Origin of the sequence: Pseudarthrobacter sp. NPDC058329 (assembly GCF_042879835.1) — a bacterium.
Lineage (GTDB): Bacteria > Actinomycetota > Actinomycetes > Actinomycetales > Micrococcaceae > Arthrobacter.
In genome coordinates this window covers 300,101-320,516 of sequence record NZ_JBHVZR010000002.1, presented here as the reverse complement: position 1 = coordinate 320,516, position 20,416 = coordinate 300,101, and the positions used below count along the sequence as shown (strand labels likewise).

Here is a 20,416-nt window from a genome sequence, read left to right as displayed (position 1 = left end):
ACTGAGTGCCCGCCGCGACCCGGCCGGCAAACCCTACGTAACGTTTTGAAAGGTCGGCTCCCACCGTGGCTCTTCCCCTCTCCATCCTTGACCTGGCAACCATCGGCAAGGGCCAGACGGCGGCAGAGAGTTTCGCGGGCAGCGTGGCTATGGCGCAGGGCGCCGAAAGGCTGGGTTACCGGCGCGTCTGGTACGCCGAGCACCACAACATGTCCGCCATTGCTTCCTCCGCCACGAGCGTCCTGATCGCCCACGTTGCCGCGCACACGGAAAGCATCCGCCTGGGTGCGGGCGGGGTGATGCTGCCGAACCACTCGCCGCTGACCATCGCAGAGCAGTTTGGCACCCTGGAAACCCTGCACCCGGGCCGGATCGACCTTGGCCTGGGCCGTGCGCCCGGCAGCGACCAAAACAGCATGCGGGCCCTCCGGCGGGACCCCATGTCTGCCGACAGCTTCCCGCAGGATGTCCTGGAACTTCACGGCTACCTCACCGGCCCCACCCGGATCCAGGGCGTCGAAGCCACCCCGGGCAAAGGAACGAACGTCCCGCTGTACATCCTGGGATCCTCCCTGTTCGGTGCGCGCCTGGCGGCCCAGCTTGGCCTGCCGTATGCCTTCGCCTCGCACTTCGCCCCCAACGCGCTGCAGGATGCCGTGGCCACCTACCGCCGCGAATTCAAGCCCTCGGCGCAGCTGGATGCACCGCACGTCATCGCGGGCGTGAACGTTATCGCCGCTGACTCAGCCTCCGAAGCGCAGTCGATGATGCAGGTCACCAAGCGTGCACGCGTGTCCTTGTTCTTCGGCGGCGGCCGGGAATTCACCGACGACGAAGCGGACATGATCCTCGACTCCCCGCAGGGCCAGCACGTCTCGCAGATGATGACCTACTCAGCGGTGGGGACTCCCGACGTCGTGATGGATTACCTGGAAAGCTTTGGCACGCACGCCGACGCCGATGAACTCATCGTCGCGCACCAAAGCACCGGCACCGAGGCGCGGCTCCGGTCGGTCGAACTCCTGGCCGAAGCCGCCGGACTGGCGCGTGTCTGACATGGCTACCACCGGGGAAGGCGTCGGGTTCCGCTCCAAACGCGGTCCCATCCTCATTGCATTGATGCTGTCAACGGGACTTGTGGCCATCGACTCCACCATCGTGGCCACCGCGGTTCCGTCCATCGTCCGGGATATCGGCGGGTTCGAATCGTTCCCGTGGCTCTTCTCCGCCTACCTGCTCGCCCAGGCCGTCTCGGTTCCCATCTACGGAAAGCTCTCGGACATGGTGGGCCGCAAGCCGATCATCCTGGCCGGCATCGGGCTGTTCCTGCTCGGCTCCATCCTCTGCGGGATCGCCTGGAGCATGCCCGCCCTCATCGCCTTCCGTGCGCTCCAGGGACTTGGTGCCGGAGCCGTGCTGCCGGTCTCCATCACCATCGCCGGCGACATCTATTCGGTTGAGGAGCGTGCCAAAGTCCAGGGGTACCTGGCCAGTGTGTGGGCTGTCTCGTCAGTGGTGGGCCCCAGCCTCGGCGGTATCTTCTCCTCCCTGGGAATCTGGCGCGGAATCTTCCTGGTCAACGTTCCGCTGTGCCTGCTGGCGGGCTGGATGCTGGTCCGGACCCTGCACGAGAACGTCGAACGCGCCAAGCACAAGGTGGATTACGTCGGCGCCGCGCTGCTGGCAGGCGCACTCACGCTGCTGATCCTTGGGGCCCTCCAGGGCGGGCAGGCGTGGGCGTGGAATTCACCGGTCAGCATCGGCATTTTTGCCGTGGGGGCGGTTCTCCTGGTTCTGTTCCTCCTGGTGGAACGGCGGGCCACGGAACCCGTCCTGCCGTTCTGGGTGGTGTCGCGCCGCCTGCTCGGGACCACTGCCCTGGTGTCCTTCGGCGTCGGGGCAGTCATGATCGGGCTGACCTCGTATGTGCCCACGTTCCTGGAGGGCGCGCTGTCCACCTCGCCCCTCATGGCCGGCCTGGCGCTCGCCGCGCTCACCCTCGGCTGGCCCATCAGCGCCTCGCAGGCAGGGCGGCTCTACCTGCGGATCGGGTTCAAACCCACGGCCCTGATCGGGATCTCCATCACGGTGGTTGGCCTCCTGGTCCTGGTATGGACGGCGGCCACGCCCAACGTCGCGCTGATCGCCACGAGCTGCTTTGTGGTCGGACTCGGCCTGGGGCTGCTGGCCACCCCTACCCTGATCGCTGCCCAATCCAGCGTGGAATGGAATGAGCGCGGCGTGGTGACCAGCACCAACATGTTCGCCCGGTCCATCGGCAGCGCCCTTGGCGTGGCCGTGTTCGGTGCCATCGCGAATTCGGTGTATGCCAATACCTCCGGCGGCACCGGTGACGCGTCCGCCGTCGTCGCCGCTTCAGGCACAGTCTTCCTGGCGGCGCTGGCCGCAGGCATCCTTACCGTGGCAGCAGTGCTGGCCATGCCCGCGGTGAAGGCAGGGCAGCCAAGCCAGGCCGACGCCGGGCACGTTCCCGGCGACCCCGTCCCCACCGACGCTGAAGGCAGCCCCCGGCACTGATGCCTGGCGGGGGCTAGCGGGAGGCGCGGAAAATCTCCGGAGCGGCCCGGGTGCCGGTGGCCAGGTCCGCGAGGATGCGGCCCACGACCGGAGTGAACTTGAACCCGTGTCCGGAGAACCCTGCGCCGATCACCACGGGGCCGATCCGGTCCAGGATGAAGTCCTCATCCGGGGTAGTGGTGTAGGTGCAGCTGATCGCCTCGAACGAATCCGCGTCCACGCCGGGCAGCCACGTCCGTGCGTAGTCCTGCAAGGCGCGAAGCTGGGCCGGCTCCGGTTGGAAGGAACGCCGGTCCGGGTCCACCACGGGTCCCACACCGTGCCAGCCGGCCTTGATCCCCTCGCCGGGAGTCTGCATACCGTACACGGGGGAGTACCAGTCCCTGTACTCCGCGCCCGTCCCCGGAGTGTGGTTGAATCCGGGCCACTGGGCACCCTCATCCACTAGCCGGAAGTGCGCCGGCTGCTCCTGGGTGACCCGGAGCTTCGGAATCCGCAGCCCGGCGCCTCCCGCGGGACCCAACAGCTTATCGGTCCAGCCGCCGGCGGTAACAACAACCTGGGCGGCGGTAACCACCTCGGAGCCCGCGGCCGAGTCCAAAACCAGCCGGACGTCGTCGTCCATTACCTTCAGTTCCACCACTTTGGTGTGGTGGCGGATCTCGGCGCCCCGGGCCAGGGCGAGCCGCTGGAAGGCGGGCAAAGCGGCCTCAGGGTTGAGCTGGCCGCCGTCGGGCATGTGCAGCACCTGCCGGTCGAAACGAATGCCGCGCCAGCGCTCGCCCGCCTCTTCCGGCGACAGGAATTCGGCACGGATGCCTGCCTGGGCCAGCGCCGCGGCGACCTCCGGCAGCCGGGAATCCGGTCCGTGGTTAACGATTCCCGTCCGGGCCAGCAGCTGCTCGCCGCTTTCCTGCTCCAGCTCGTCCCACAGGCTCAGGCCTTCGGCCAGCATTGCCACGTATTCCGGCCGGTAGTAGCCGGGGTTGAGGTTGCGGGTGCTGCCGTGCGAGGCCCCTATCCGGTGCCCCGGCCCGAACTGCTCCACAAGCGTTACCTGGCGGCCACGGCGGGACAGGGCCCAGGCGGCAGCCGAACCCATGGCCCCGCCGCCAATCACCACGGTGTCCAGCATCTTTTCCATCAGACTCCCATCACGTCAGCAGCAGCGCTACGCCAATCATCGCCGGGACGGCCACCACGGTAGTAATCAGCACGGTGTCCTTGGCGACGGTGAGGCCGGTTTTGTAGCGGCTGGCAGCCACGAAGACGTTCTGCGCGGTGGGCAGCGCGGAGGTGACCACCACGGCGAACAGGGCATGGCCTTCCATGCCCAGGGCAAACCGGGCGAAGAGGTACGCAAGGGCCGGCTGGACGGCAAGTTTGAACCCGCTGGCCAGCAGCGTGTCCAGGCGCCGGGCGGCGGCGGCCTGCAGAGGGCGGGTGCCGCTCAGGCTCATTCCAAAGGCGATCAGCATGGCCGGAATGGCAGCTCCACCGATCAGATGGATGGGTTCCATGACCAGCGGCGGAACCTGCCAGCCGGTCCCGGCCACCACCAGTCCCAAGGCGGACCCAACGATCATAGGGTTGCGCAGGATCATCAGCACGAAGCTCAAAGGGGTAGTGCGGTGGGAGCTGGTGCTGGAGTCCAAAATCATCAGGAACAGCGGGGTGAAGAAGGCCAGCTGGAAGATCAGCAGCGGCGCCACATAGCTTGCATCGCCCAGGACGTAAACAGCGATGGGAATGCCCAGGTTGGCGGAGTTCGCCAGCGACGCCGCCATGGACGACATCAGTGACTCGGGCAGCGAACGTTTGAGCCAGAACTTGGCAATGGAGAAAAAGATGGCGGCGGTGGCGACGGCGGCCACCGCCGTGACCAGCAGCGGCGCTGCGAAAACCTCCGCCAGCCGCGCCTTGCTCAGCGTTTCGAAGAGCAGCGCCGGGCTGGCCACAAAGAAAGTGAGGGAGCTGAGGACCTGCCGTGCATTGTCGCCCAGGATTTTCTGCCGGCCCACGAACCAGCCCACCAGGATGATGCACCAGACCACAAAGAAGCCGGCCAAAACCCCTAGCAAGGGGTAGCCTGCAGCGAATCAGTCCACAGGACACGGCGAAGGCAGGTACCGGGAGACACGCTCCGGGTTAGAGGGCAGCGTTGTTAAGGGCGAACGGGGGGCGCATCATCCCCGGAGTGATGCCCTCGGCGGGGTCGTTGCCCAGCTGGATGATCCGGTTGTTTTCGTCCACATGGACCACGCGCGGTTCGTAGGCCCTGGCCTCTTCTGTGGTCATTTCGGCGTAGGTGATCAGGATGACAAGGTCGTTTTCGTGCATGAGGTGCGCCGCTGCACCGTTGATGCCGATGACCCCGGAACCGCGTTCGCCGGCAATGGTGTATGTCTCAAGCCGTGCGCCATTGGTGATGTCCACGATGGATACGAGCTCACCGGGAAGAATGTCGGCAGCATCGAGCAGGTCCAGGTCAACGGTGACCGAACCTACGTAGTGCAGGTCGGCGTGCGTGACGGTGGCCCGGTGGATTTTGGACTTGAACATTGTGCGATTCATAACGGCATCAGTCTAGCGCCGGGGGCCTTTCCGCGCAGTGACGCAGGGAACAGTGATACGCCGTGCGCAGTGAGGCGCCGGTCACTGGCGCAGGGGCGGCTCCTGCGCAGTGGCGGCACCCGTCGTGACGCCGGGCGGACCGGAGCCTCGCGGGGAAGGACACGTACGTCGGCGGGCGGTCACTCGCCGTCGTGCCTCGCCACTGCCGCGGCGGCCGCAGCGAGCGTCTCCCGCGCGGCAAGGATGGCCGGACGCTGGGCACTCGAGCGCCTGACGGACGTAAAAACAGTACGGTACGGCTTGCCCGGCAGCTCCAGCAGATCGGCCGTGGTGCCGCGGCCGGTCCACACCAGGTCCGGCATGAGGGCTACGGCGTTTCCGGACTCGATCAGCCGGATCTGGGCCTGCAGGTCTGCGGTCTCGAACCGCACATCCGGTTCGAACCCGGCGCTCCGGCAGGCCTGCTCTGCCCAGTGCCGCGACGCTGCACCACGCGGCTCCATGACCCAGGCCAGTTCCGCGGTGTCCGCCAGCGAACTGACCGCTGGCCCGCCGTCGGCCGCCGGCGGCACTGCCAGCCTGATGGCATCGGTGGTCAGCCGGACACGGTCCAGCTCGGGGTACCGCGGGGCCGCATGCCCCGGGTACTGTTCCGCGATAACAAGGTCGAAGTCCCGCGCCCAGGTCTCATGCAGCGCCGTTTCCGGCTCGCGCTGGATCATCTCGATGCGGACTTCCGGGTAGGCCCTGGTCATCCTCGTCAGCGTTTCCGGCATCAGCGCCAGGGCCGCCGACTGGAACACGGCAATCCGGACGGTTCCCGTGACGGTGGTCAGGGAAGCCGCAAGGTCAGCTTCCGCCTGTTCCATGGTCTCGAGCAGGCTCGCCGTGTGCGCCACCAGCACTTCTGCCTGCGGTGTGAGCTGCACACGCCGGCCGGTCTTGCGAAGCAGCTCCACGCCCACTTCCTTTTCCAGGAGGGCAAGCTGCTGCGATACCGACGACGGACTGTACTGCAGTGCCTCCGCCACCTCCGCAAGCGTCCCCCGAATGCTTAACTCACGGAGCAGCCGGAGCCGGCGGACGTCGAGCATAAGGGATTCCTAACTGAAACTAATGAATATAGGTTAGAAGGAGTCACTTTATCTAATGCAAGCATGCTTGCATACTGTTGGGACCGAGTTACCCCCGTCACAGCGCCTAGCGGCGTGCCGCGGCGGGGTCGCACCCCAAGCAGGAGTTCCTGATGAGCACTAGAGATATGAGCCAGTCGGTCATGCGGCGCAAGCCCATCGACGACATTGAGGAAGAAAACAAACACAGTGGCCTCTTCAAGTCACTCGGGCTGTGGCAGCTTACGGCCATCGGCGTAGGCGGCATCATCGGCGTCGGCATCTTTTCCCTTGCGGGACTGGTGGCGGCAGGCAGCGAAGGCACGCCCGGCGTGGGGCCCGCGGTGCTGATTTCCTTCCTGATTGCAGGCCTTGCCTCGGCGGCCGCGGCGCTGTCCTACGCGGAGTTTGCGGGCATGATTCCCCGCGCGGGCTCTGCCTACACCTATGGATATGTGGCGCTCGGCGAGATTGTTGGCTGGTTTATCGGCTGGGATCTGTTGCTCGAGTACATCGCCATCGTTGCGGTGGTGGCCATTGGTATCTCAGGCTACTTTGACGCGTTCCTGTCCGGGATCGGCATTCACATGCCGGTCTGGATGACGTCCACCGCGGATGAGGGCAAGGGCGGCATCGTCAACATTCCCGCTATCTTCGTGTGCCTGCTGGTGACGTGGATCCTGTCCCGCGGCACCAAGGCCTTTGGCAGGTTCGAACTCGTGGCCGTGGCCATCAAGGTCGTCCTGATCCTCTTCATCATTGGACTTGGTGTCTTCTACATCGACACCAACAACTACAACCCGTTTATGCCCAGCGGATTCGGCCCGGTGCTCGCCGGCGCAGCAACCGTCTTCTTCGCCGTGTTCGGGTACGACGCCATGAGCACCGCGGCTGAGGAAGCCACCGACGGCAAGAAGCACATGCCCAAGGCCATCATCCTGTCCCTGATCATCGCCATGCTGCTCTACGTTGCCGCCACCCTGGTGCTGACCGGCATGCAGAACTACCGGGACATCGACCCCACGGCCGGCTTCGCCTCAGCGTTCACGGGTGTGGGCCTGCCGGTCATCGCCACCATCATCTCGGTCTTCGCGGTGCTGTCCATCCTCACCGTGATGCTCACCTTCCTCCTGGGCGTCACCCGCGTCTGGTTCTCGATGAGCCGGGACGGGCTCCTGCCGGGCTGGTTTGCCAAGACGGACAGGCACGGCACTCCGCAGCGGGTTACCTGGATCGCCGGCATCGCTTCGGCATTCCTGGCGGGCGTGTTCCCCATCAAGGAAGTGGCTGACTTGACCAACATCGGCATCCTGGCCGCATTCGTTGTCGTCTGCCTCTCGGTGATCATCTTCCGCTATAAGCGCCCGGACGCTCCGCGCACGTTCCGGCTGCCGCTGATGCCGGTCATCCCGGCCTTCGGTGTGCTGGCTTCGGCATTCCTCATGTTCCAGCTGCACTGGGAGACCTGGGCCCGCTTCGGCGTCTGGCTGGTCGTCGGCCTGGCCATCTACTTCTTCTATGGCAAACGGAACTCGCTGATGAACCCCAACAGCCCGCGGCACGAGGAGATCGTGGAGATGCACCGGCCCATCGGCTGACCCCTCCCTGCGTTAGCTCCAACACGGCAGGCCCGCCGTCCACCCCTGCGATGCCCTATCAGATACAGCTCCCACCCTCTGGTTTTGGAGACTGTAAGTGATAGGGCAACGGGGGAGGAGGCGGGCCTGCTGTTTGCGTTTCAAGAGGTCGGCAAACGGTTTTTAAGGGGGCGGGCCCAGACTTCCTAAAAGTTGGTTTTTCTAACCTGTATTGCTTAGAAAAGATCGCTTTATCTTACGTGACTGGAAGCTCATACTGGTTGGTAAGACCTCCTCGAACCACAGGAAAGAACGAGAAAAGCCATGACCCACATAGCAATGGAGCCCGGAGTTGCGTCCGGGGCAGCGCAGACCGTCAACGTCGATGTGCCGCAGGCGAAGGCGCTGGCGAACGAGACCGTAGCCCTGGTCCGCCACTGGCTGACCGAGGCGTCCAAGGTTCCCGTGGATGCTTCCGCCCAGCAGCTCGCGGGTGTGCTGAAGGACCCCAACGGCCTCGACTTCACCGTTGGCTTTGTGGACGGCGTGGTCCGCCCTGAAGACCTGCACGTCGCCGCACGCAACCTCGCCGCCCTGTCCCCCAAGGTCCCGGCGTTCCTGCCCTGGTACATGCGCCGCGCGGTCCAGCTGGGGGGCGCCATGGCTCCGGTCATGCCGCAGGTTGTTATCCCCATCGCCCGCAAGGTCCTCCGCGAAATGGTGGGCCACCTGATCGTGGACGCCACCGAAGCCAAGCTGGGCCCGGCGATCGCCAAGATCCGCAAAGACGGCATCAAGCTCAACGTCAACCTCCTCGGCGAAGCGGTTCTCGGCGAGCACGAGGCGTCCCGCCGGCTCGAAGGCACACACACCCTGCTGGCCCGTCCCGACGTCGACTACGTCTCCATCAAGGTGTCCTCCACCGTTGCCCCGCACTCCGCCTGGGCCTTCGACGAAGCCGTGGAACACGTCGTCGAGAAGCTCACCCCGCTGTTCCAGCGCGCCGCCTCCTTCGCCGGCAACGGCAAGAAAGCCAAGTTCATCAACCTGGACATGGAGGAGTACAAGGACCTGGACATGACCATCGCGGTCTTCACCAGGATTCTGGACAAGCCCGAGTTCAAGGATCTCGAGGCCGGCATCGTGCTCCAGGCCTACCTCCCGGACGCACTCTCCGCAATGATCCGCCTGCAGGACTGGGCCGCCGAACGCCGGTCCCGCGGCGGTGCGGCCATCAAGGTCCGCGTGGTCAAGGGCGCCAACCTGCCCATGGAAGAGGTGGAAGCCTCGCTGCACGACTGGCCGCTGGCCACCTGGGGCAGCAAGCAGGACTCCGACACCAGCTACAAGAGCGTCCTCAACTACTCCCTCCACCCCGACCGGATCCGGAACATCCGGATCGGCGTGGCCGGCCACAACCTGTTCGACATCGCCTTCGCGTGGCTCCTGGCCAAGCAGCGCGGCGTGGAATCCGGCATTGAGTTCGAGATGCTGCTGGGCATGGCCCAGGGCCAGGCCGAAGCCGTCAAGAAGGACGTCGGCTCCCTCCTGCTCTACACCCCGGTCGTGCACCCGGCTGAATTCGACGTCGCCATCGCCTACCTCATCCGCCGCCTCGAAGAAGGCGCCAGCCAGGACAACTTCATGTCCGCTGTGTTTGAGCTCAGCGAAAATGAGGTCCTCTTCGAGCGGGAGAAGCAGCGCTTCCTCGCGTCGCTGGCAGAACTGGACGACACAGTTCCGGCAGCCAACCGGCAGCAGAACCGCAGCCTGCCGCCGGTTCCGATGCCTCACAGCGGTTTCGAGAACACTCCGGACACCGACCCGTCCCTCCCCGGCAACCGCGACTGGGGCCGCGCCATCCTGGGACGCGTCCCCTCCTCGACGCTCGGCAACGCGTCCGTTGCCGCAGCCGGCATCAGTGACGAGGCCGAACTGAACCGCGTCATCCAGACCGCGCTGGACAAGGGCAAGGCCTGGGGGCAGCTCTCCGGCGCCGAGCGTGCCGGAATCCTGCACCGCGCCGGCGACGTCCTGGAGGCACGCCGCGCCGACCTTCTCGAGGTCATGGCCAGCGAGACCGGCAAGACCATCGACCAGGGCGACCCCGAGATCAGCGAGGCGGTGGACTTTGCCCACTACTACGCCGAATCCGCGCGGAAGCTGGACGAGGTCGACGGCGCCACGTTCGTCCCGGCGAAGCTCACCGTGGTCACGCCGCCATGGAACTTCCCGGTTGCCATCCCGGCAGGATCCACCCTTGCGGCACTCGCCGCCGGCTCCGCCGTCGTGATCAAGCCCGCCAAGCAGGCCGCCCGCAGCGGTGCCGTCATGGTGGAGGCGCTCTGGGAAGCCGGTGTGCCCCGCGACGTGCTGACCATGGTCCAGCTCGGCGAGCGGGAACTCGGCAAGCAGTTGATCTCGCACCCGGCAGTTGACCGCGTGATCCTCACCGGCGGTTACGAGACCGCAGAGCTGTTCCGTTCGTTCCGCCAGGACCTGCCGCTACTGGCCGAGACCAGCGGCAAGAACGCCATCATCGTCACCCCCAGCGCCGACCTGGACCTCGCAGCCAAGGACGTGGCGTACTCCGCGTTCGGCCACGCCGGCCAGAAGTGCTCCGCCGCGTCACTGGTGATCCTCGTGGGCTCGGTGGCCAAGTCCAGGCGGTTCCACAACCAGCTCATCGATGCCGTCACGTCCCTGAAAGTGGGCTACCCCGAGGATCCCACCAGCCAGATGGGACCGATCATCGAGCCCGCCAACGGCAAGCTCCTCAACGCCCTCACCACGCTCGGCGAAGGCGAAAACTGGGCCGTGGAGCCGAAGAAGCTCGATGACTCCGGCCGGCTCTGGAGCCCGGGCGTGCGCTACGGCGTCAAGCGCGGTTCCTACTTCCACCTGACTGAGTTCTTCGGCCCGGTGCTGGGTGTCATGACCGCCGGGACGCTGGAAGAGGCCATCGCCATCCAGAACCAGATCGAGTACGGCCTCACCGCAGGCCTGCACTCCCTGAACTCGGAGGAGCTGGGCGTCTGGCTGGAGAGCATCCAGGCCGGAAACCTCTACGTGAACCGCGGCATCACGGGGGCCATCGTGCAGCGCCAGCCCTTCGGCGGCTGGAAGAAGTCAGCCGTCGGTGCCGGAACGAAGGCCGGCGGCCCCAACTACCTGGCCGGCCTGGGCGACTGGACCGCCGCCACGAGCACCGCGGACGCCACAGTCAGCCACCCCGGAGTCCGGCGGATTATCAATGCCGCCGGTTCAGCCCTGGAACCTGCAGAACTCGAATCCGTCCAGCGGGCCCTGGCCTCGGACGCCCAGGCCTGGGCCGAAGAATTCGGTGCTGCCAGGGACGTCTCCGGCCTCAGCGCAGAGCGCAACATCCTCCGGTACCGCAGCCTGCCGGTGACGGTGCGGCTGTCCGAGGGAGCGCCCCTCGCGCACCTGGTCCGGACCGTGGCAGCCGGCGTGCTGGCGGGCTCGGAGCTGACGGTATCCACCGCCGTCGGGCTTCCCGCCCAGCTGCGCCCGGTCCTCACCGCACTGGATATCGACGTCAAGGTTGAGTCCGACGGCGAATGGCTGGCTGCTGCCGGCCAGCTCGCTTCCGCCGGCAAGCTTTCGGGGGCACGGATCCGCCTGATCGGCGGGGACGCCTCTGCCGTGGCGCAGGCGACGGGCGGCCGCCCAGATCTTGCTGTGTACGCACACCCGGTCACCGAGGCGGGCCACGTGGAACTGCTGCCGTTCCTTCACGAGCAGGCCGTCAGCATCACCGCGCACCGTTTCGGCACACCGAACCACCTCTCGGACGCCCTGATCTAGTCCGTTCCCTGCAATACGTCGAAGGCCGGGCAGTCACCATCACGGTGGCTGCCCGGCCTTCTGCGGTACTGCTTGGGTGGCTGTCCGTCAGCCGAGGTACCAACCCGGCGGTGACCAGGTCACCGGCACGCTGTGGGCGGAAAACTGCTCGCAGCGGGTGCAGGTGTAGGCGGCTTCGCCCAAAGTGGCGACGGAACCATCGCGCCGGTACGTCGGCGGAATGAAGGACTCAAGGTAAACGAATTCGTCCGTGCGGCACTTGTCGCACGTGGGCTTGCCCACGTATCCGGAGTCCGTGGTGGCCAGCCCGGAACCGAGATCGGACCGGCGGGTGCCTGTTGGCCGTGCAGTGTTGTGCGGGCGAGCGTGTGCAGTGCTGAGATGGGTGTTCTTGGCTGTCGTCATTGGCTGCCTGTCCCGAGCGCTGGAAATATTGCAGGGCCGGACGCGCTCGTATTGAAGAACCGGCCAACTGCTTGACCATGGGAAAACCAGCATAGGTTATGGGACCTTCCGGCTCAATGGAGAACGGGTTGTCTTCCCTCGGCCAGACCCCCGGTATGTTCCGTGTTCCTAGGCCGGCCGGTTGATGGTCCTGCCCACGATTGACTGCGTCAGCGCGTCGATCACTTCGGAGTTGGCCAGAGGGTTACGGATCAGGGTGAAATCCACATCTCCGACTGCCGGCAGGTCGAAACGCCGGGTGATGATCTTGAGGTCATCGGGCACCAGCGAGGACGGCATAACCGCGACCCCGATGCCTGCCCGGACGGCGGCCAGGACGCCGCTGATTTGGCGCGTGGTGCAGGTGATGCGCCAGGTCCGGCCGTGGGACTCCAGCGCGTCGATGGCGAGTTTGCGGCTCAGGCTGGGCGAGGGGTAGGCGATCAGCGGCACAGGTGCGCCTGGTTCCAGGACTGTCTGTTCCTGGCCTACCCAGGAGAAGGAGTCGTGCTGCACCACCGTGCCGTCCTTGGCCCCGGCCACCCATTTTACGAACACGAGGTCCAGCTGGCCGGCATTGAGCTTCCGGTAGAGCTGGTCGCTCTGGCCAACTGTCAGCTCCAGGTTGATCTGCGGATAGATCTGGCGGAACTCGCGAAGGATGCGTGGGAGGCCAGTGATGGCGAGGTCATCAGCGGTGCCGAACCGCAGCCGTCCACGCATGGCAGAGCCGGAGAAGTACCGCGCCGCGGCGTCATGGGCCGAGAGGATATTCCTGGCGAACCCCGCCATCGCGTCACCGTTGTCCGTCAGCCGGACGTCGCGGGTATCCCTGGTGATGAGCACCCGCTTGGCGGCCGTTTCCAGCTTGCGGACATGCTGGCTGATGGTGGGCTGGGCAAGGCCCAGCCGCTCAGCAGCCTTGGTGAAGCTGAGCGTTTCGGCGACCGCGAGGAAGGAGCGCAGCTGGGCTGGTTCAAACACTTTCCCCTCCAGTGGCAAAGGTGCGGGCATCGTTGGTATTGCGCTTCGCAATACGAGTTATAGGCACAATACGTCTCCATAATCGCCTGGACCCAGCCTAGCGTTAACCACATCCCGGACCGACCGCAATTTGAGGACACTCCTGTGGCACCCCCACCGCCTTCATCGGCAACTGTCACCCAGCCCGTCATCGACTCAGCCGGCTCCTCACCGCCGGGCAACCAGACCCAGCCCCTCGCCGTCGTCCCTGAACGCCTTTTGTGGAAGCACACCTTCATTTCCCTGAAGGTCCCCAATTTCCGGATCTTCGCTGTTGGGCACTTTATTGCCGTTGTGGCCATCTGGATGCAGCGCATTGCCCAGGACTGGATGGTCCTGCAGCTTTCCGGGTCCGTGACTGCCGTGGGGATCACCGTGGCACTGCAGTTCCTGCCTTCCCTGCTGCTTGGACCCTGGGGCGGGATGGTGGCGGACAGGTTCGCCAAACGGAAGATCCTGATCCTGTGCCAAAGCATGGCCGCGGTTCTGGCCGCAGCGCTCGCGGTACTTGCACTGAGCGGCGCCGTCGAAGTCTGGCACGTCTACCTCATCGCCCTGGTCCTCGGCCTGGTTACGGTGCTGGACCAGCCGGCACGGCAGGTGTTCGTCAACGAACTGGTGGGGCCGAAATACCTGCGCAATGCGATCAGCGTTAACTCCACCACATTCCAGCTGGGTGGCCTGATCGGTCCCGCCCTCGCCGGCTGGCTGATCACCGCAGTAGGGGCGGGGTGGGCATTCGCCGGCAACGCCGTCGCCTGTTGTTCAACGGTGGTGATGCTCCTGAGCCTGCGGAAAGACCATCTGTTCGTCAGCACCCCTGCCCGCAAGAGCAAGGGCATGCTGCGCGAGGGACTTCGCTACGCCCTCAGCAAGCCCACCATCTACTGGCCATGGCTGATGGCCGGGTTCATCGCGGTATTCGCGATGAGCCTGCCGGTGGTGCTGGCCGCGTTTGCTGACCACGTCTTCGACGTCGGAGCCGGAGGCTACGGGTTGCTGAATGCGCTCGTGGCGCTCGGCGCACTGGCGGGAGCAGTGGCGTCCACCCGGCGCCGGCAGTTGAGGCTCCGCTCCGTGGTGTTCTGCGCCGGTATGTACGGAGTCATGCTCTGCCTCGCGGCCCTGGCACCGTCCATGCCGGTGTTCGGAGCGGTGATGGTGCTGTCCGGGTTCTGGTGCCTGATGTTCCTCACCGGTTCCAACCAGCTTGTCCAGGTGAGCTCGAACATGAGTGTCCGGGGCCGGGTCATGAGCCTGTACATCATGGTGCTGATCGGCGGCCAGGCAATAGGCGGGCCGATGCTTGGCTGGCTTTCGGAGCACGCCAGCCCCCACACCGCCTTGCTGGTGGCCGGGGGAGTGCCTGCCCTCGCTGCCCTGACCGTCGCCGTCGTCCTGGCCCGGAAGGGGTCGCTGCAGCTCAGGGTCAGCCTCAAGGACCGCCGTCACCCCGTGCGCATCGTCAGTCGGGCGACGGCGGCCTGCACCGAAGTGGCCTACGCGGGCAGGTGAGGGTAGGCCTCTTCGCGCTTCTGGAACTCGAGGACGTCCTCGTTGCGGATTACGCCGTCGCGGATCTCGATGGCCCGGGCAACGGTGTCGTTCGCCGCCCACGCCTCCGGGCCATCGATGACTGTTGCCAGGAACGGGAGCAAAGCCTGGCTGATCTCCCAGGTGGAAGAGTTCCAGAGGTAGGACGGGCTGTGGTCCACCGCGTAGTAGTTGATGTGGTCACCGACGGCGAACATGGGATCCGCGAACGTGGTGGACCTCGCCCAGCTGAAACCCATTCCCTCGTCACAGGAAACGTCCACGATCAGGCTTCCCGGCCTGAAGGCGGCAAGGTCCTCCGTCTGCAGGTAAGTCAGCGGATTATTCGGGTCCTGCAGCGTGCAGTTGACCACGATGTCGCTCTCGGCCAGGAAGGGTGCCAGCGGAACCCTGCCCCGCTCGGTGATGACCTGGCTCAGGAAGGGCGCTTCGTCGTCGTGATCAAACTGGACGATATTGACCGAATGGATGGGGGCGCCGACGGCGGCGACCCCGCGGTTGGTGAGCACCTGCACGTCGTGGACACCGTGCGCGTTGAGTGCGGTGACGGCCCCGCGGGCTGTAGCCCCGAAACCGATTACCACCGCGCTGAGCCGCCGTCCGTAGTCACCGGTTGAACCGGTCAGCGCCAAGGCGTGCAGTACCGAGCAGTACCCGGCGAGCTCGTTGTTCTTATGGAAAACGTGCAGGCCAAAACCGCCATCACTTGCCCAATGGTTCATGGCCTCGAAGGCGATCAGCGTCAGCCTCTTGTCAATGGCCAGTTGGGTGATGGAGCGGTCCTGGACGCAGTGCGGCCAGCCCCAGAGGACCTGACCGTCCCTTAGCTCGGCCAGATCCGCCGGCTGCGGCTTGGGCAGGAGTACGACGTCGGCCTCCGCCAGCACTCTCCCGGCCCGCCATCCGGCCCACCAGACCTGAGAGGAACTCATCGGATACGCCGAAGCGTTCGCCGTAGCCCTGCTCCAGCACGATGTGCTGGCGGATTTCCGGCGCGATGCGCTCAAAATGCAGCGGGTGGATGGGGAGCCTGCGTTCGGCAGGCTTGCGGGTGGAGGCCAGGACTCCTAGGGTCAGTTTGTTCCCGGAGCTGGTCACTTCTTCTTGGCGGCCTTGCCGGACGCAGCGTCCAAGGAGCTGGCCGGCGCTGAGGCGGCCCTCTTGTCTGCGCGCTTTTCCTTGATGGACTTTACGGACTTAACGGATGCTGTTTGACGCGGGGACTTGTCAGCCATGAATGCTCCTGTAGCGGAACCGAAGAGGTTCCTGACCTCTGACCCTACACGCCGGTACCTAATGAGCCCGGGGGGTGCCAGGTGCGTCTGTCCGCTGCACTCGTGGAGCGGCTGACGGGAATCGAACCCGCGTATCAAGCTTGGGAAGCTAGCGCTCTACCATTGAGCTACAGCCGCATCGCCCCGTTTCAGGGGCAGAACATAGCTTAGCGCAGTTGTGGGAGTGGGCCGCCCAAGCGGTGGCCCGGGCTGCCGTGTCAGGTCAATGCGGCGTCATCCAATAACTCTTCAATAACGTACCGGGTGCTGGTTAGGCAGCGGCGGGGGAGCACGGGCTAACCTGATCCGGGTAGCTGCGGTGCCGGGGGGTGCAGCTGCTGGAAGGCAGACGTCAACCATGAAAGATCCCGATGGCATTCGCAGAGCATGAGGTCCTCATCCAGCGCGATGCCATGGCTGTCTACCTGTACCTGCTTGACGCCACGAACCTTCCGTCCTGGCGTGACGGGGTCCGCAGCGTCAAGCTGCTCAAAGGGTCCGCCGCGGCCAAGGGCGCTGTGTACAGGAAAATGGTGGCAGGACGCTCCGGGCTGAGCATTCCGGCCGACCTGGAAATTACCGAGGCAAGGCCGGGGGCGGAAATCCAGTTCCGGGTCGCCTCCGGCCTGGGCCAGCGCGTCGGCGGTTACTACCTCAGCTCCGAAGCCTCGGGAACCCGCGTCCGCTTTGCCCTCGAATTCTGGCCGGAGGGCCGGTTCGGTTTCCTGCACAGGCTCGGGTTCCTGAGCAGGATGTCCCAGCGGAACCTCAGCTCTGAGGTGGCCCAGCTGGACCGCCTTGAGGACGTTATGGAGCTTCAGCCGGCCGCCTAGGCCCTTACTGTGCCAGCCGCTGCCCCGCCCACGGACCCGGAATGTTCGACGGCGACGCGAGGCTTCCGGCGGTCAGGTCCCAGTACTGCACCACGTCCGAACTTCGACGGAGCGCCAGTCCTGTGGAGTTGAGGGCGGTGACGTCCCGCAGCGGCCGAATGCCCGTAACATCAGCCCAGCCGGTGGCCACGGTAGCCCGCGCCTCCGCGCGCAGGGCGGTGGTACCCCAGCCGCGTTGGAGCTGGACAGAGCCGTCCGTCCTTACTGCCAGGATGTCCTGGAACCCGTCGGCGTCGTAATCCACCATGGACAATTTGCGGGCGGTGCCGATGTTGCCGACCGTTGCGCGGTTGGAGAGATCGCCCAGCCCTTTGTTGGGATATAGGTAAAGGTTTCCAGCTCCGTCCAGGGCAAGGAGCTGGGGGAGCCGATTGTTGGCGCACCAGCCGCCCACTGCAAGCGTCAGTGTTTCCCATCCGCCGCTCCCGAGGGTGGCAGGGGCAAGGAACCCGCCGCCGGGCAGGCCCCGGTGCAGGGTGAGCGTGCCACTGTTCCATTGCGTCAGGACGTCGTAGGCGCCGTCCCGGTCCCAGTCGGTAGTGAAGACTTCCTTGGCTCCTGCGAAGCCTGACCCTATGGGCCTGGCCGCCGCGTACGTGCGTACGCCGGTTGAAGCGCGTGCCAGGAGTTGTCCGGCGGAGTCTACGGTCACGAGGTCGCCCGGCCCCTTGATGGCTGCTGCCGAGAGGTCCAGCGTTGGCGGCATGTGCTTGGCCGGCGGATCGCACACAGTAGGCGGGGGCAGTGGGAAGGGATCCCCTGACCCTGTGCCGCCGGGGGAGTTGAGGGTGCCGGCCGGGAGCGTGGTGTAGCCAAAGAAGTTCACCACGCCCCAGATGGTGTACTGGCTGTTGGTGTAGGAGATTCCGGCGCCCATAACGTTGAAGCGCGGATCGATCAGCATCGCGTTGTGGCCGGGGGAACCCTTCCACCACTCCACCAGCTGGGCGGCGTCCCTGTCCGTGCGGATGGCAATGACCTCACCGGCGCCATTGTTGGGATTCATGGCCCGCGCGTCCGTCCAGAAACTGGCCCGGTGCTCGATGACTTCCCGGGAGGCAATGCTGTTGGACCATTCCTGCGCCAACCCTGCCACTGTGGGGTGGTACTTCACGGGGTTCAAGCCCTTGGACACCCGGTACTCATTGATTCTGTTGAAGACGGTGAGGATTGCCGCCGCATTGTTGTCCGGAACCAGTGCCTCCGACGCGGGCAAGGCAGCAGCGGTTTCCGGGGCCGCCGGGCGCTGGGCAGGCGGCGAGGCGAGTTCCTGGTCAGGTGCCCAGAGTGGCGGAATCCAGGGAACTTCCGGATCCGCGGCTTCTGCGGCAGGAGTGGCCGCCGCTTCAGGGAGGGCATCTGCCGGCGGAATCGCGGCGGCAGGTTGCGCAACCGCTGCCGCCGTCGCAGCCGGTGATGCAGGCGACGCCGGGCGGATGTCTGGTTCCACGGCGGGGGTGAGCCCGGACGCGGCCGAGCTGTCGCTGACGGAAGCGCCGCCATCGTCGTTCACGCCCGCAGGAGCCAGGATGACGCTGCCCGGGCCCGCCGCACCCGCCGTCTGGCCCGCCGCACCCGCCGTCTGGCCCGCCGCGACCGGCAAGGGCGCTGTCCCCGCGGACGAGGAAACCAGCGCCAATGCGCAGAGCACGCCAATAAAAGAGGGCGCGACCAATTTATTCACAACATCCCCAGCTCTGTTGGGCCATCCGGGAGACCATCCGGCGCCTGAATCACTGAGGCAACACTAGCCCCACCAGATCACAGGAACAACGAAAGAATGCGGCTGTGGATAACCAATACGGTAATTTGGGACGGTGCTGATCTCTGACCGCGATATTCGTGCCGAAATAGACTCCCAGCGGATCGTGCTGGAACCCTACGATCCTGCGATGGTCCAGCCGTCGTCGGTGGACGTCCGGATCGATAAGTTCTTCCGTCTGTTCGACAACCACAAGTACGCGCACATCGATCCCGCGGAGGAGCAGCCGGAACTGACCCGCCTGGTCGAAGTGGAGCAGGACGAGCCCTTTATCCTGCATCCGGGCGAGTTCGTCCTCGGATCCACCTATGAGACCGTTACGCTCCCGGATGACATTGCCGCGCGGCTGGAAGGCAAGTCATCCCTTGGCCGGTTGGGGCTGCTGACGCACTCCACGGCGGGTTTCATCGACCCAGGCTTCTCCGGCCATGTGACCCTGGAACTTTCGAACATGGCAACGCTGCCCATCAAACTGTGGCCAGGCATGAAGATCGGCCAGTTGTGCTTCTTCCGCCTGACGTCCGCGGCCGCGTACCCCTACGGCCAGGGCGACTACGGCAACCGCTATCAGGGCCAGCGCGGGCCCACGGCCAGCCGCAGCCACCTGAACTTCCACCGCACATCCATCTAAGCCGTCAGGACACCCGCTGTTCAGGCTTGCGCCGCAACCCCGGCAGGGGGCAGTACGGCCTTCACCAGCGGTTCCACGTAGCGTGCCGCCAGCGGACCCACCACGGCCATGATCAGCACATAGGCCGTGGCCAGCGCGGCCAGTTCATCAGGAATTGCCCCCGAGGCCAGGGCCAGCCCGGCGATGACAATCGAGAATTCGCCGCGGGCTATCAGCGTGGCTCCGGCCCGAAAACGGCCAGGACGTGCGATGCCGACGCGCTGTGCCGCCCAGATTCCGGTTGCCATCTTGGTGGCTGCCGTGATGAGGGCGAGCACGAGGGCCCAGCCAAGTACCGGGGGAATGGACGATGGGTCCGTATTAAGCCCGAACGCCACAAAAAAGATGGCGGCAAACAGGTCCCTCAACGGTTCCAGGATGCGGGTGGCGTTGTGGGCGGTGGCACCGGAGATGGCGATGCCAAGCATAAAGGCCCCCACCGCCGCGGACACCTGCATGGCTGAAGCCAGGCCGGCCACCAGCAGCGCGGCGCCCAGCACGTTCAGCAGGAATACCTCGGAGTTCTCGCTGTGCACGGCTTTGGAGACCCGGTGCCCGTGACGCAGTGCGACCATCAGGACCAGGCTCACCACTGCCAGCGCGACCCCCACGGTGGTCAGTCCGCCGAGGAAGCTCACCCCGGCCAGGACTGCGGTGAGGATGGGCAGGTAGACAGCCATCGCGAGGTCCTCAAAGACCAGGATGGACAGCACCACGGGGGTTTCGCGGTTGCCCAGCCGGCCCAGGTCGGTGATGACCTTGGCTGCGATTCCCGACGACGAAATGTAGGTGACCCCGCCCAGCACCATGGCGCCCACCCCGCCCCACCCCAGCAGCAGGGCAAGGCCTGCGCCGGGCAGGAAGTTCAGGACCAGGTCCAGCACGCCCGCCTGCCAGGAGCGGCGGAGCCCGGTAAAAAGCTCGGCGGCTGTATATTCCAGTCCGAGCATAAGCAGTAGCAGGATAACGCCGATTTCCCCGGAGAGATGTGCAAACTCATGCATACCTTCGAGCTTGACAATCCCGCCGGCCCCAAAGGCAAGGCCGCCCAACAGGTACAGCGGGATGGGCGACATTCCGATCCGTCCGGCCAGCCTGGCCAGCAGGCCAAGGCAGAACACAACGGCCCCCAGTTCGATGAGGGTCAGGGCCAGCGGGTCCATCGCG

At 65.6% G+C, this 20,416-nt stretch carries 16 protein-coding genes, 1 tRNA gene and 1 pseudogene; 7 read left to right on the top strand and 11 right to left on the bottom strand.

The features are described 5' to 3' along the window. The first annotated feature begins 65 nt into the window (after nucleotides 1-65). A complete protein-coding gene (locus ACFVYC_RS05960) occupies nucleotides 66-1,055 on the top strand; it encodes an LLM class flavin-dependent oxidoreductase (protein ID WP_387547863.1) in 990 nt (329 codons plus the stop codon). Nucleotide 1,056: 1 nt separating this feature from the next. Next, the gene (locus ACFVYC_RS05955) at nucleotides 1,057-2,538 is read left to right on the top strand and encodes an MFS transporter (RefSeq protein ID WP_387547928.1); all 1,482 of its coding nucleotides are present in this window, start codon (nucleotides 1,057-1,059) and stop codon (nucleotides 2,536-2,538) included. Between the two features lie 13 nt (nucleotides 2,539-2,551). Here the strand turns inward: ACFVYC_RS05955 and ACFVYC_RS05950 are convergent, their stop codons facing one another. From ACFVYC_RS05950 to ACFVYC_RS05935, 4 genes are all read right to left on the bottom strand, one after another. Further along, nucleotides 2,552-3,682 (bottom strand): FAD-dependent oxidoreductase, encoded by a 1,131-nt coding sequence (locus tag ACFVYC_RS05950; protein ID WP_387547861.1) that lies wholly within the window; start codon nucleotides 3,680-3,682, stop codon nucleotides 2,552-2,554. 10 nt (nucleotides 3,683-3,692) lie between these two features. After that, nucleotides 3,693-4,619: an AEC family transporter gene (locus ACFVYC_RS05945; RefSeq protein ID WP_387547859.1), complete on the bottom strand. Its 927-nt coding sequence runs from the start codon at nucleotides 4,617-4,619 to the stop codon at nucleotides 3,693-3,695. A 67-nt stretch (nucleotides 4,620-4,686) separates the two neighbouring features. Beyond that, nucleotides 4,687-5,112 carry an aspartate 1-decarboxylase gene (gene panD, locus ACFVYC_RS05940; RefSeq protein WP_387547856.1) on the bottom strand — a complete coding sequence of 142 codons (426 nt, stop codon included), beginning with the start codon at nucleotides 5,110-5,112 and terminating at the stop codon, nucleotides 4,687-4,689. 179 nt (nucleotides 5,113-5,291) lie between these two features. After that, a complete protein-coding gene (locus ACFVYC_RS05935; RefSeq protein ID WP_387547854.1) occupies nucleotides 5,292-6,206 on the bottom strand; it encodes a LysR substrate-binding domain-containing protein in 915 nt (304 codons plus the stop codon). A gap of 152 nt (nucleotides 6,207-6,358) precedes the next feature. Here ACFVYC_RS05935 and ACFVYC_RS05930 point away from each other — a divergent pair, with 152 nt between their 5' ends. After that, nucleotides 6,359-7,822 (top strand): amino acid permease, encoded by a 1,464-nt coding sequence (locus ACFVYC_RS05930; protein ID WP_387547852.1) that lies wholly within the window; start codon nucleotides 6,359-6,361, stop codon nucleotides 7,820-7,822. Between the two features lie 303 nt (nucleotides 7,823-8,125). Further along, entirely contained in the window at nucleotides 8,126-11,629 is a 3,504-nt protein-coding gene (locus ACFVYC_RS05925) for a proline dehydrogenase family protein (RefSeq protein ID WP_387547850.1), read from the top strand. 87 nt (nucleotides 11,630-11,716) lie between these two features. On the opposite strand, the gene ACFVYC_RS05920 is transcribed toward ACFVYC_RS05925, so the two are convergent. Further along, the gene (locus tag ACFVYC_RS05920) at nucleotides 11,717-12,034 is read right to left on the bottom strand and encodes a hypothetical protein (protein WP_387547848.1); all 318 of its coding nucleotides are present in this window, start codon (nucleotides 12,032-12,034) and stop codon (nucleotides 11,717-11,719) included. A 168-nt stretch (nucleotides 12,035-12,202) separates the two neighbouring features. Continuing rightward, complete coding sequence (locus ACFVYC_RS05915) at nucleotides 12,203-13,057, bottom strand: LysR family transcriptional regulator (RefSeq protein WP_307093520.1); 855 nt, start codon at nucleotides 13,055-13,057, stop codon at nucleotides 12,203-12,205. A 144-nt stretch (nucleotides 13,058-13,201) separates the two neighbouring features. Between ACFVYC_RS05915 and ACFVYC_RS05910 the strand changes: the two genes are divergently transcribed. Then, nucleotides 13,202-14,611 (top strand): MFS transporter, encoded by a 1,410-nt coding sequence (locus ACFVYC_RS05910; protein ID WP_387547846.1) that lies wholly within the window; start codon nucleotides 13,202-13,204, stop codon nucleotides 14,609-14,611. Here ACFVYC_RS05910 and ACFVYC_RS05905 read toward each other — a convergent pair. The 3 genes and pseudogenes from ACFVYC_RS05905 to ACFVYC_RS05895 form a co-directional block, all read right to left on the bottom strand. Beyond that, nucleotides 14,596-15,748 (bottom strand): annotated as a pseudogene (locus tag ACFVYC_RS05905) (N(5)-(carboxyethyl)ornithine synthase). The gene ACFVYC_RS05910 and the pseudogene ACFVYC_RS05905 sit on opposite strands and share 16 nt — an antisense overlap. After that, the gene (locus ACFVYC_RS05900) at nucleotides 15,745-15,885 is read right to left on the bottom strand and encodes a hypothetical protein (protein WP_387547843.1); all 141 of its coding nucleotides are present in this window, start codon (nucleotides 15,883-15,885) and stop codon (nucleotides 15,745-15,747) included. Before ACFVYC_RS05900 ends, ACFVYC_RS05905 begins: the two are co-directional and overlap by 4 nt. Before the next feature lie 103 nt (nucleotides 15,886-15,988). Then, a tRNA-Gly gene (locus ACFVYC_RS05895) sits at nucleotides 15,989-16,062 on the bottom strand. 233 nt (nucleotides 16,063-16,295) lie between these two features. Between ACFVYC_RS05895 and ACFVYC_RS05890 the strand changes: the two genes are divergently transcribed. Next, entirely contained in the window at nucleotides 16,296-16,757 is a 462-nt protein-coding gene (locus ACFVYC_RS05890) for an SRPBCC family protein (RefSeq protein WP_387547841.1), read from the top strand. A 4-nt stretch (nucleotides 16,758-16,761) separates the two neighbouring features. Here ACFVYC_RS05890 and ACFVYC_RS05885 read toward each other — a convergent pair whose 3' ends face one another. Continuing rightward, nucleotides 16,762-18,501 (bottom strand): CAP domain-containing protein, encoded by a 1,740-nt coding sequence (locus ACFVYC_RS05885; RefSeq protein WP_387547839.1) that lies wholly within the window; start codon nucleotides 18,499-18,501, stop codon nucleotides 16,762-16,764. 133 nt (nucleotides 18,502-18,634) lie between these two features. Between ACFVYC_RS05885 and dcd the strand changes: the two genes are divergently transcribed. After that, a complete protein-coding gene (gene dcd, locus ACFVYC_RS05880) occupies nucleotides 18,635-19,210 on the top strand; it encodes a dCTP deaminase (protein WP_387547836.1) in 576 nt (191 codons plus the stop codon). 20 nt (nucleotides 19,211-19,230) lie between these two features. Here the strand turns inward: dcd and ACFVYC_RS05875 are convergent, their stop codons facing one another. Further along, the gene (locus tag ACFVYC_RS05875; RefSeq protein WP_387547834.1) at nucleotides 19,231-20,412 is read right to left on the bottom strand and encodes a cation:proton antiporter; all 1,182 of its coding nucleotides are present in this window, start codon (nucleotides 20,410-20,412) and stop codon (nucleotides 19,231-19,233) included. Nucleotides 20,413-20,416: the final 4 nt, after the last annotated feature.